The sequence below is a fragment of the Nocardia sp. NPDC052566 genome (assembly GCF_044547285.1).
In the GTDB taxonomy this organism is placed as follows: Bacteria; Actinomycetota; Actinomycetes; order Mycobacteriales; family Mycobacteriaceae; genus Nocardia.
In genome coordinates this window covers 24,628-36,064 of the sequence record NZ_JBIUAF010000002.1, presented here as the reverse complement: position 1 = coordinate 36,064, position 11,437 = coordinate 24,628, and the positions used below count along the sequence as shown (strand labels likewise).

Annotated in this window: 13 protein-coding genes; 3 read left to right on the top strand and 10 right to left on the bottom strand. The window is 69.2% G+C overall.

Annotated elements, in window-relative coordinates; genetic code table 11:
- Positions 1–150 precede the first annotated feature (150 nt).
- The 8 genes from ACIG5A_RS07535 to clpS form a co-directional block, all read right to left on the bottom strand.
- Positions 151–915, bottom strand: coding sequence for a cyclic nucleotide-degrading phosphodiesterase (locus tag ACIG5A_RS07535; protein ID WP_397238937.1), 765 nt, complete (start codon positions 913–915; stop codon positions 151–153).
- Positions 916–984: 69 nt separating this feature from the next.
- Positions 985–1,743 carry a rhomboid family intramembrane serine protease gene (locus tag ACIG5A_RS07530; RefSeq protein WP_397238935.1) on the bottom strand — a complete coding sequence of 253 codons (759 nt, stop codon included), beginning with the start codon at positions 1,741–1,743 and terminating at the stop codon, positions 985–987.
- Positions 1,744–2,030: 287 nt separating this feature from the next.
- Entirely contained in the window at positions 2,031–2,993 is a 963-nt protein-coding gene (locus tag ACIG5A_RS07525) for a PLP-dependent cysteine synthase family protein (protein WP_397238933.1), read from the bottom strand.
- Positions 2,994–3,002: 9 nt separating this feature from the next.
- Entirely contained in the window at positions 3,003–3,275 is a 273-nt protein-coding gene (locus ACIG5A_RS07520) for a MoaD/ThiS family protein (protein ID WP_397238931.1), read from the bottom strand.
- A 50-nt stretch (positions 3,276–3,325) separates the two neighbouring features.
- Positions 3,326–3,742 carry a Mov34/MPN/PAD-1 family protein gene (locus ACIG5A_RS07515; protein ID WP_397238929.1) on the bottom strand — a complete coding sequence of 139 codons (417 nt, stop codon included), beginning with the start codon at positions 3,740–3,742 and terminating at the stop codon, positions 3,326–3,328.
- Positions 3,743–3,915: 173 nt separating this feature from the next.
- A complete protein-coding gene (locus tag ACIG5A_RS07510; protein ID WP_397238927.1) occupies positions 3,916–4,989 on the bottom strand; it encodes a P1 family peptidase in 1,074 nt (357 codons plus the stop codon).
- Positions 4,990–5,236: 247 nt separating this feature from the next.
- Positions 5,237–5,806 (bottom strand): DUF2017 domain-containing protein, encoded by a 570-nt coding sequence (locus ACIG5A_RS07505; protein WP_397238925.1) that lies wholly within the window; start codon positions 5,804–5,806, stop codon positions 5,237–5,239.
- A 22-nt stretch (positions 5,807–5,828) separates the two neighbouring features.
- The gene (gene clpS, locus ACIG5A_RS07500; RefSeq protein ID WP_397238923.1) at positions 5,829–6,149 is read right to left on the bottom strand and encodes an ATP-dependent Clp protease adapter ClpS; all 321 of its coding nucleotides are present in this window, start codon (positions 6,147–6,149) and stop codon (positions 5,829–5,831) included.
- A 117-nt stretch (positions 6,150–6,266) separates the two neighbouring features.
- Here clpS and ACIG5A_RS07495 point away from each other — a divergent pair, with 117 nt between their 5' ends.
- A complete protein-coding gene (locus ACIG5A_RS07495) occupies positions 6,267–7,577 on the top strand; it encodes a nicotinate phosphoribosyltransferase (RefSeq protein WP_397238921.1) in 1,311 nt (436 codons plus the stop codon).
- Between the two features lie 19 nt (positions 7,578–7,596).
- Here the strand turns inward: ACIG5A_RS07495 and ACIG5A_RS07490 are convergent, their stop codons facing one another.
- Positions 7,597–7,788, bottom strand: a complete 192-nt coding sequence (locus ACIG5A_RS07490) for a hypothetical protein (RefSeq protein WP_397238919.1) — start codon at positions 7,786–7,788, stop codon at positions 7,597–7,599.
- A gap of 109 nt (positions 7,789–7,897) precedes the next feature.
- Between ACIG5A_RS07490 and ACIG5A_RS07485 the strand changes: the two genes are divergently transcribed.
- Complete coding sequence (locus tag ACIG5A_RS07485) at positions 7,898–8,464, top strand: isochorismatase family protein (protein ID WP_397238917.1); 567 nt, start codon at positions 7,898–7,900, stop codon at positions 8,462–8,464.
- Here the strand turns inward: ACIG5A_RS07485 and ACIG5A_RS07480 are convergent.
- Complete coding sequence (locus ACIG5A_RS07480) at positions 8,461–9,195, bottom strand: phosphoribosyltransferase (RefSeq protein ID WP_397238915.1); 735 nt, start codon at positions 9,193–9,195, stop codon at positions 8,461–8,463. The two genes, ACIG5A_RS07485 and ACIG5A_RS07480, sit on opposite strands and share 4 nt — an antisense overlap.
- Positions 9,196–9,382: 187 nt before the next feature.
- On the opposite strand from ACIG5A_RS07480, the gene ACIG5A_RS07475 reads away from it, so the two are divergent.
- Positions 9,383–11,428 (top strand): ATP-dependent DNA helicase, encoded by a 2,046-nt coding sequence (locus ACIG5A_RS07475; protein WP_397238913.1) that lies wholly within the window; start codon positions 9,383–9,385, stop codon positions 11,426–11,428.
- Positions 11,429–11,437: the final 9 nt, after the last annotated feature.

Below are 11,437 nucleotides of genomic sequence, written 5' to 3'. Positions count from 1 at the left end.
AGCGGACGGAGTCCACCTCACGCACGGCCGGAGCGAATGCGGAGGTAGGCAGCGGACGGAGTCCACCTCACGCACGGCCGGAGCGAATGCGGAGGTAGGCAGCGGACGGAGTCCGCTTCGCGCATGGCCGGAGCGAATGCGGAGGTACGCCTAGATGTCGAACGTCTCGCCCGGGGCGACGGCGTGGACGGGGCCGGAGAAGACAGCTTTCGCCTCGGCGATGACGTCTTCGCGGGAGGTCCACGGCGGGATGTGGGTGAGGAGAAGTTCCTTGACCCCCGCGTCGGCGGCGATCTGTCCCGCTTCGGTGCCCGAAAGGTGAATGCCGGGCGGGCGATTCGCCGGGTCGTGGGTCCAGGAGGCCTCTGCCATCAGGACATCGGCGCCCTGCGCTAGCTCGTTGACCGTGTCGCACATGGCGGTGTCGCCGGTATAGACGAAGACGCGGCCCTCCGCGGTGACGATGCGCAACCCGTACGCCTCCGGCGGGTGGAACATCCGCCGCGCGGTGATCGTATGGCCGGGACCGAATTCGACCGGCTCGCCCTCGATCCAGCGCCGGAAGTCGATCACGTCGGACCAGTCGTCGGTTTCCCCGCCGACCTCGGCGGAGGCGTTGCCGATGCGCAACGGCGAATCCGACGGGCCGCGCACGATCGCCTTACCGACCGGCGGCGTCGGGTGATAGCGCCGCCAGACCAGCAGGCCGGGCAGATCGAGGCAGTGATCCGCGTGCAGATGGGTGAGGAAGATATCGACCTCACCGGGATCGAGGTGGCGCTGCAGCGCGCCGAGCACCCCGGGGCCGAAATCGATGACCACCGGCGTCATATCCGGCCCGGTCAGCAGGTAGCCGGACGCTGGCGAGTCCGGGCCGGACACGCTGCCCGAGCACCCGAGGACGGTAAGGCGCATTCCCCCATGCTGCCACGACGAATTCTCGCTCAAGAAACGATCCCCCACATTTCCCTCGGCTCGGAATGCTCACCGATTCGGTGCGGGAACTCCGTTTCTGGCGCCGCGGCGGCTCGCACGATCATTTCCAGAGAGTACCCAGCCGGCAACCACTCCACCCACCGCCCCGAAAAGATGCCCCTGCCAAGAGATTCCGGGCTGACCCGGCAGCACACCCCACAGCAGCGAACCGTAGAGCGCGAGCACGACGAGGCCGAGCAGGATCTGGCCGACATTGCGAGTGAACCAGCCGCGAACGATCAGGAACGTCAACCAGCCGAACACCAGCGCGGACGCGCCGAGGTGCACGGTGCCCGATCCGCCGGTCAACCAGGTGCCCAGGCCCGCGATGACCCAGATGATCGCGGTCGCGGCGATACCGCGGCCGATGCCCGCGAGCAGCGCGAGGAAGCCGAGGACGAGCACCGGCAGCGTGTTGCCCATCAGGTGCGCCCAATTCGCGTGCAGCAGCGGCGCGAAGAGGACGCCCCACAGGCCGTCGAGCTCGCGCGGTTCGATACCCGCCTGATCGAGCCGATGATTGTCGAGGGTGTCGACGCCTTCGATGCCGTAGAGCAGCGCGACGAAGCCCGCGGTCAGCACGCCGGCGCGTACCCACAGCTGTTTGATCGCGCCGAGGTTCGAATTCGCCGGACGACCGGGCACACTAGGCGCTGCGGGGCCCGGCGCGTCAGGCACCTGGGACCCCACTGGCTGTCCGAGCCGCGCGCGGATCGCCGCGAGCCGATCAGGATCGAACGACTGACCCGATCCCGCATCGCCGGTCATCGCAACCTCCTAGTCGAGCGGGTGCGACGACGGGTCGCTGCCCCGCTCCACCAAGGGTACCGACGTGCCCCTGAGGCGGCCGATACGCGCCTAAGGGCGGCGATGCGCACCTCAGCGATACGCACCTCAGGGCGGCTATGCGCACCTCGGAGCGGCTATGCGCAGCGACCGTGCGTGTATGCGCGGCGGCTCGTTGTATCCGCAGCCACCCGGCTCAGCAGACACTTTTCAACTCGTCGGAGCGGAATCCGGCTGGTAGGCGCCAAAAGTATCCGCTCAGCAGAGGTTCAGGCCCAGAGCTGGCCGTCCAACCGCTCCTCGGCCTCTTCCAACGTGCCGTCGTACGCGCCGGTCGACAGGTATTTCCATCCGCCATCGGCGACGACGAACGCGATATCGGCCGCCGTGCCCGCCTTCACGCATTTGCGCGCGACGCCGAGCGCCGCGTGCAGGATCGCACCGGTGGAGATGCCCGCGAAAATGCCCTCCTCCAAGACCAATTCGCGGGTCCGCTTGACCGCGTCGTACGGCCCGACGGAGAAGCGGGAGGTCAGCACCGATTCGTCGTAGAGCTCGGGAATGAAGCCCTCATCGATATTGCGCAGGCCGTAGACGAGTTCGCCGTAGCGCGGCTCGGCCGCGACGATCTCGATGCCAGGCACCTTTTCGCGCAGGTAGCGCCCGGTGCCCATCAGCGTTCCCGTGGTACCGAGACCGGCGACGAAGTGTGTGATCTCGGGTAGATCGGCCAGGATCTCCGGGCCGGTGGTCTCGTAGTGCGCGAGCGCGTTGGCCGGATTGCCGTACTGGTACAGCATCACCCAGTCCGGATGCTCCTCGGCGATCTGCTTGGCCAGCGCGACAGCCTGATTGGAGCCGCCCGCGGCCGGGGAATCGATGATCTCGGCGCCGAACATGGTCAGCAGCTGCCGTCGCTCCACCGAGGTGTTCTCCGGCATGACGCAGATCAGCTTGTAGCCCTTGAGCTTCGCGGCCATGGCCAGCGAGATGCCGGTGTTGCCACTGGTCGGCTCGAGGATGGTGCAGCCGGGCGAGAGCCGTCCGTCGGCCTCGGCCTGTTCGATCATCCGCAGCGCGGGACGGTCCTTGATGGATCCGGTCGGGTTGCGGTCTTCGAGCTTGGCCCACAGCCGCACCGGGTTGTCGCCGTCCCAGCGCGGGGACAGGGTGCGCAATCCGACCAGCGGTGTGTTGCCGAGCGTCGCGATCAGCGATTCGTAGCGCGCCACCGGAAGGTCCTAGCCACCCGCGACGGCGGGCAGGATGGTGACGCTGGCGCCCTCGGGCACCTCGGCGGTGAGGCCGCCGGAGAAGCGCACGTCCTCGTCGTCGACGTAGATGTTGACGTAGCGGTTCAGCTTGCCGTCCTTGAGCAGCCGCTCGGCCAGGCCGGGGTGGTTGGCCTCGAGGTCATCGATCAGCGCGGACAGCGTCGCGCCCTGCGCCTGCACCCGCTTCTCACCTCCGGTGAGGCCGCGCATGATGGTCGGGATGGACACGGTTACCGACATGGGTACTCCTCGGATCAGCTGACGAGATAAGGAAGGCGGGCACAGCAACATCATGAGTAGGTTTCGACGATCCGCACCGGCTCCTCGGTGACCTCGCCGTCCACGATCCGATAGCTGCGCAGCTCATGCTGCTGCGGATCGCGGGTGGAGATCAGCACGTAGTGGGCGAACGGCTCGGACGCGTAGGACACATCGGTGCGGCTCGGGTACGCCTCGGTGGCGGTGTGCGAGTGGTAGATGACGACCGGCGTCTCGTCGGCGTCGTCCATCGCGCGCCACACCTTCAGCTGCTCACCGGAATCGAAGCGGTAGAAGGTGGGCGAGCGCTCGGCGTTGACCATGGCGACGAAGCGCTCCGGGCGGTCCGATCCCTCCGGCCCGGCGATGACGCCACAGGCCTCATCGGGGTGATCGGCGCGGGCGTGCGCCACCATCGCCTCGACCAGGTCGGCCCTTATCACCAGCACGAGTCAAACCCTTCCGCAATTCGGCACGGCTCGTCGCCGACCCATCGCAGTCGACAACGAGCCAGGATATTCGGCTATTCCCCCGGCGCCGACGCCCGGTACCACCAAGCGCCCGCCGCACACCCTCTGGCGTCGGGCCCGGCGTGTCGCGCGGCAAGTCGGCGTGCGGGAGATCAGGAGGTGCGCGGAAGGGTGAAGAGCTCTGTGTAGGTGGGGATTCCGGCGACCGGGCGGGCGGACAGGATCGCGTCCACGATCGCGCGTTCCACGCAGACCGCGGCGGCGGTGCAGACGGCGTCCAGCACGAGCAGGTCGGTGGGGAAGGCCGACGGCAGGGGGAATCCGGAGACCGGCCGGACCGCGCCGGTGGCGAGCGCGAACAGGGTGTCGCCGTCCAGCGGTGAGTGCGCGGGGCGGGTCGCCCTGGCCAGCCCGTCGTGCGCGGTGGTCGCCATGCGCTGGCAGCCCGCCGGGTCGAGCGGCGCGTCGGTGGCGACGACGCCGATCGTCGTATTGAGCACGGTGCTCTTGACCGGCAACGCGTTCGCGCGCTCGATCTGCTCGGGGGTCGGCTGCCGCAGGCCGAAGAACTCGGGCCCGTCGGTGCCCGCGCCCCACGGCAGGCCGGTGCGCGGATCGAAGACCGAACCCACCGGATTCGCGACGACCAGTGCCGCCACCGTGACACCGGCGGCCGGGCCAGCGCCGAGCACCACGCTCGCCGTTCCGACTCCGCCCTTGATCGAACCGGCACGCGCACCGACGCCCGCCCCGACCGAGCCGCGCTCGAAGTCGGCGCCCGCCGACTCCGCGGCCAGATAGCCGAACTCCGCCGTCGGCCGAATTCCCCACTCCCCCACCGGAAGATCGAAGATCACCGCGCCCGGCACGATGGGCACCACCCGGCTCGCGTCGGTGGGATCCATCGGAATGCCCTCGCCGTACTCCTCCAGCCAGCGCATCACGCCGTCCGCCGCGGCGAGCCCGTACGCGCTGCCGCCGCTGAGCAGAATCGCGTGCGCCTGCCGCACGGTGTTGCGCGGATCGAGCAGATCGGTTTCCCTGGTGCCCGGTCCGCCGCCGCGCACGTCCACCGCCGCGATCGCGCCGCCCGGCACGCGCACCACGGTGCACCCGGTGGCGGCGCCCGCGCCGAGGGTCGCATGCGGATCGAGCGCGTGATGGTGGCCGACCAGCAGACCCGTCACATCGGTCAGCGAATTGCGTTTCCCGGCTTGTGCGTTCACAGCGTCAGCTCCTGACCGTTCGTTCGCGGCTCCGGATTGCCCAGTGCCGCTACCAGATTCAGTGCACGATGGCAGCGGTCTCGTCGCCGCACGAGTGCGGTTGAGCCGTTCTCGCCCGTGCGGGCGACCATTCTCGTCCGCGCGCCTACCGATGCCACCGTCCGCCGGCCTTGACGGAGGTCGGCACCCATCCAGGGTCTATCCGGTACCAATGTTGTTGCCGGGCATCAATTTTCGTTGCTACGAACTACGGGGCGAGCGCCTGTAGCAGTGAGTCCTGCATCCAGGTGAGCCAGTGATAGACATCCAGGTGCGGTGCGCGCGGATCGTCCTGATCCAGATGATCCGGGGTGTCGGCGTCGATGCCGAGGACCGTGCCGAGGGCGAGACGGACGTCGGTGAGCGCGGTCAACCAGGCGTCGGCCTGTTCCGGTGTGATGATGATGCGCCCACCGCCGTCGGGGACGGTGTTGAGCACCACCGTGCCCGCGGCCAGTTTGGCGTCGATGATCTCGGGCTCGTGCAGCCCGCGCAGCGCGCTGTTGAGGTCGGCGCGGTCGGCATCGGGGGAACCGGGTTCGCTGCGATGGAAGTCCGGCAGCAGCCTGCGCAGCCGGGGATCGTCGGGTGCGGCGGTATTGCCCATACGTAACCCGGTCAGCGCGGCAAGATCGTCTTCGGGGGCGGATCCCGCCCGCTCGGTCAGCAGTCCGGAGACCGCGCCGACCAGGGACCGCAGCACGCTCGCCTCACGCGCGTCCATCTCGGACCGCAGCTTGAGGCCGCTCAGCGAGTTCTTCCGGCTCCACTTACGCACGACGCTACGGTAGTCGTCCCGGTCAGTCGTCCCGCTGCATGGTCGCCCACAGTCCGGCGGCGTGTAGTCGCTGCACGTCGTGTTCCATCTTGTCGCGCGAGCCCGACGACACCACCGCCTTGCCCTCGTTGTGCACCTTCAGCATCAGCTCCGTCGCCTTCCCCTTGCTGTAGCCGAACAGCTTCTGGAAGATGTATGTGACGTAGTGCATCAAGTTGACCGGGTCGTCCCACACCACGGTGACCCAAGGCCGATCCTCGGCCTCCAGGATCTCGGTGTACTCGACCGCCTCCGGGGTCGCCTGTGCCGCCGCCAGCGTCGCGTTCGTGTTGCACAAGGCCATAACGTCAAGGGTACGACTCGACTCCGAATGCACAACACCCCGTCAGCACATGCCCTGTGACCGACAGAGCATGCCTGTCACCGGGCCGCGACGTTCCCGCCGCTTAAGGTGGCAGACGTGGACAACCGCGATGGCCAAGCCAGCACCGCGCTACTTACCGACCAGTACGAACTGACCATGCTCGCCGCGGCACTCGGCGACGGTTCGGCGCATCGGCGCTGCACGTTCGAGGTGTTTGCGCGCCGCTTGCCACACGGGCGCCGCTACGGCGTCGTCGCGGGCACCGGCAGGCTGCTCGACGCGCTCGCGCACTTCCGCTTCGGCGAATCCGAGCTCGCCATCGCCGCGGGCTTCCTCGACGCGCGCACGATCGACTGGCTGCGCGACTACCGATTCTCCGGCGATATCGACGGCTACGCCGAGGGCGAGCTGTATTTCCCTGGCTCCCCGATCCTTTCGGTGCGCGGCAGCTTCGCCGAATGTGTGGTGCTCGAGACGCTGATCCTGTCGGTGCTCAACCACGACAGCGCGATCGCCTCGGCGGCGGCCAGGATGGTCAGCGCCGCGGCGGGTCGCAGGATGATCGAGATGGGTTCGCGGCGCACCCACGAACTGGCCGCGCCGGCCAGCTCGCGCGCCGCCTACCTCGCGGGCTTCGACGCCACCTCGAACCTCGAGGCGGTGCGCCGCTACGGCGTACCGGGCGCGGGTACCAGCGCGCACGCCTTCACCCTGCTGCACAGCGGCGCGGACGGCGCGCACGAGGCCGAGGCGTTCCGCAGCCAGGTGGCGACGCTCGGCATCGGCACCACCCTGCTCGTCGACACCTTCGACATCACCAAGGGCGTGGCCACCGCCATCGAGGTGGCCGGACCCGAATTGGGCGGTGTGCGTATCGATTCCGGCGATCTCGGGGTGCTGGCCAGGCAGGTGCGCGACCAGCTCGACGGGCTCGGCGCCACCAAGACCCGCATCGTGGTCTCCGGCGATCTCGACGAGTACGCCATCGCCGCGCTGCGCGCCGAACCGGTCGACGCGTACGGCGTCGGCACCTCGCTGGTCACCGGGTCTGGCGCGCCCACCGCGGGCATGGTCTACAAGCTGGTCGAGGTCGACGGTGTGCCGGTCGCCAAGCGGAGCAACCACAAGGAGTCGCGCGGCGGCACCAAGAAGGCGGCGCGGCTGGCCCGCGCGACCGGAACCATCGTCGAGGAGATCGTCTACCCGGCCGCCGGAAAACCGCCCGCCGCCAACGGTTTCCACGCGCGCGAACTCCTGGTGCCGCTGGTCCGCGACGGCGGGGTCACCGCGAAGCCGACGCTGGCCGAGAGCCGCGAGCTGGTATCGCGCGGGCTGGTCAGCCTGCCGTGGGAGGGCCTGAAGCTCTCCGACGGCGAGCCCGCCGTGCCGACGACGTTCCTCGGCTAGCCGATCACTCCCGGTCGGATCAATACCTGCGCAGCAACCGCCGCAGAAGTACCGCTACGGCCGTGACCGCGACGGCGCCGACGAGCACGGTGGCGAGCAGCCTGACCCAGTCGCCCAGGGTTTCGGGCTGGTCGCCCATCAGCAGCAATACCGCTAGATAGCCCGCTACGAACGACGCGAACACGACGAGCGAGCGACGGGACAGAGGCATGGACACTCCCAGCGAGACAGGCCGTTGGCGCCGGCCCAGCGATCGGGCGGCAGAATGGGATACGGGCACAGGCCCGTTTCAGTTCAACGCGTCAACGCGGGAGGTCGGCATGACCCGGGCACTGATCATCGTCGACGTGCAGAACGACTTCTGCGAGGGCGGCTCGCTCGCCGTCACCGGCGGCGCCGCCGTCGCCGCGCGGATCACCGACCATCTCGCCGCCTCCGAGTACGCCGCGATCGTGGCCACCCGCGACTACCACGTCGACCCCGGCGACCATTTCTCCGATCATCCGGACTACGTCGACAGCTGGCCGCCGCACTGCCGCGCGGGCACGACGGGTGCGCGTTTCCATCCGAACTTCGACACCAGCGCCGTGCAGGAGGTCTTCTCCAAGGGCGAATACTCCGCCGCCTATTCGGGTTTCGAGGGCGCGGCCGCCGACGGCACGGCACTGGCCGACTGGCTGCGCGCACACGAGATCGACGCGGTCGACATCGTCGGCATCGCCACCGACCACTGCGTCCGCGCCACCGCACTCGACGCGCGCATCGCCGGCCTGGAGACCCGCGTGCTGCTCGACCTCACCGCAGGCGTCGCCGCCGAGACGGTCACCAGCGCACTCGACCGCATGCGCGACGCGGGTGTCGATCTGGAGGGTTCACTGATGGACTAGCAGGCGCAGCCGGGCTGGCCGCATTCGTCGCCCGGCGCGCAGTCGTGCTGGCCCGACGGCGTCCGGCGCAGTAAATCGGCGACCTCGTTGTCGGTCAGCTGCTCGAACCGGAGGTAGTGCGCGGGCAGCGCCGTGAGTTCGGTGGGCATCTCCAGGCAAACGACCTTGTCCGCGTGATAGGTCAGCGCGTGCACGATGCGGCGCGGCGCCACCGGCACCGCGAGGACCACGCGGACCGCGCCGCTGTTGTACGAGGCGCGGCAGGCGGCTTGCGCGGTGATACCGGTCTTCATCCCGTCGTCGACGAGCACCACGGTGCGCCCGCGCAGCCCGGTGCGCGGACGGCCGCCGCGGAAGCGCGCGACCTTGCGGCCGAGCCGGTCGCGCTCGTTGCGTTCGACCTCGGCGAGTTCCTCGGGTGTCAGCAGCGTGCGATGCATGGCGACATCGTCGACGATGCAGATATCGTCCTCGCTGATCGCGCCGAAGGCGTTCATCGACCGATGCGGGACGCGCAGCTTGTCCACGACGAGCACGTCGAGCGGCAGCCGCAGCGTGTCGGCAATCGCGGAAGCCACCGCGACGCCACCGCGGGGAATACCGACGACGACAACGTCGGGACCGCGGAAGACCCGGAGCAGGTGGGCGAGCCGACGACCGGCATCGTGCCGGTCCACGAAGGAATTCTGTTGGCACACAGGGGATTCGGCGGGTACTGCAGCGTCGCCCATGCCGTCCTCCTGCGTTGAGTTGTTCGATCCGGAGCGCGATTGGAGACTCAGGACGACACCACATATTCTACCTAGCGGTAAGAACTCGATGCCCGTAACGGATCCGTTGCGGAATGGCTTCGCCGGAGCGCGGGACCGGATGTACGCGGCCCGATTCGTGTCGGCGGCAGGGGTTAGGCTGCATCGCGTGCCTGAACTGCCTCCAGTACCCGAGCTTTTGGCCACCGCTGTGCACGCGCTCGGAGGTAAGGAGCGGGTGGGGCAGATGACGATGGCCTCGGCCGTCGACCACGCGATCGACACCAAGGAGCACCTCGCGGTACAGGCGGGCACCGGTACCGGGAAGTCGCTGGCGTACCTGGTGCCGAGCCTGCGGCACGCGGTGCGCACCGGGCGCACCGTCGTGGTGTCGACGGCGACCATCGCGCTGCAGCGCCAGCTGGTCGACCGTGATCTGCCCCGGCTGGCCGAGGCGCTGAGCAAGCCGCTCGGCCGCACCGCGAAATTCGCGATCCTCAAGGGCCGCAACAACTATCTGTGCCTCAACAAGATCAACAGCGCGATCCCGGACGAATCGCCCGAGGCGGAACTGTTCGACGCCTTCGCGATCTCCCGGCTCGGCCGCGAGGTACAGCGGCTCAACGAATGGGCCTCCGATACCGAAACCGGCGACCGCGACGAGCTCTCCCCCGGCGTGACCGATCGGGCCTGGCGACAGGTCAGCGTGTCCTCCCGCGAATGCCTGGGCAAATCGCGCTGCCCGTTCGGCCAGGACTGCTTCGCCGAACGCGCGCGCGCCGAATCCGGCCAGGCCGATGTGGTGGTGACCAACCACGCGCTACTCGCCATCGATGCCATCAGCGGCATCCAGGTACTGCCGGAACACGATGTCGTCGTCATCGATGAGGCGCACGAGCTCGTCGATCGGGTCACCGGCGTGGCCACCGCGGAACTGGCGCCCTCGGCGATCAGCGCGGCCGCGCGCCGCTGCGCGAAGTTGATCGACGAGCAGGAGGTGGACCGGCTCGAAGGGGCCGCGGAGGCCTGGCATCAGGCGCTCGACGACCTGCCCGCCGCGCGCTGGGACGCGATGCCCGACGGCATCGCCCCGGTGCTCGCGCTGGTCCGCGACGCCGCATGGAACGCGCGGACCGCCCTTGCCCCGCAAGGCGGTACGAAGGCGGAGGCCGATCCGGAATCCGCCGCCGCACGCACCCAGGCCTTGGCGGCCATCGACGAGGTGCACGACGGCGCGGTGCGCGCGCTCACCGCCTTCGACGAACCGGATCCCGCGGCGCGCCGCGATGTCATCTGGCTGGCCGCCGACGAGATACGCGGGGTCACCCGCCGCTCGCTGCGGATGGCGCCGCTCTCGGTCGGTGGATTGTTGCGCAGCAGGCTGTTCGGCACCGCGACTGTGGTGCTGACCTCGGCCACCCTGCAGATCGGCGGCTCGTTCGACGGACTCGCGATCACGTGGGGCCTCCCGGCGCAATCGGGTTCGCGCGCCGATACCGCGACCGCGAACGGCGCGCAGGCGCCGTCGGACGCCGAGACCGTGCGCTGGAGTTCGCTCGACGTCGGTTCACCCTTCGACCACGCGAAATCCGGAATCCTCTACGTGGCCAAGCATCTTCCCGCGCCCGGCCGCGACGGGCTCGCACCCGCCTACCTCGACGAGATCGAGCGGCTGATCAGCGCGGCGGGCGGGCGCACCCTCGGCCTGTTCTCCTCGATGCGCGCCGCCAAGGCCGCCACCGAGGCGCTGCGGGAGCGCCTGAAGACCCCCGTGCTCTGTCAAGGCGACGATGCGACCGGCGCACTGGTGCGCAAATTCGCCGAGAGCCCGGAGACCTCGCTGTTCGGCACGCTCTCGCTGTGGCAGGGCGTCGATGTGCCGGGCCCGTCGCTGAGTCTGGTGATCCTGGACCGGATTCCGTTCCCACGCCCCGACGACCCGCTGCTCGCGGCGCGCCAGCGCGCGGTGGAATCGCGCGGCGGCAACGGATTCATGACCGTGGCCGCCAATCACGCCGCGCTGCTGCTCGCCCAGGGCACCGGCAGGCTGTTGCGCAGCGTGGACGATCGCGGTGTCGTCGCGATCCTCGACTCCCGGCTCGCCACCGCGCGATACGGCGGTTACCTGCGCGCGTCACTGCCGCCGTACTGGGAAACCGCGGATCCCGAAGTGGTCGAGAAAGCGTTGCGCAGACTCGCCGCCGGGCCCGTGTGATACCACTCA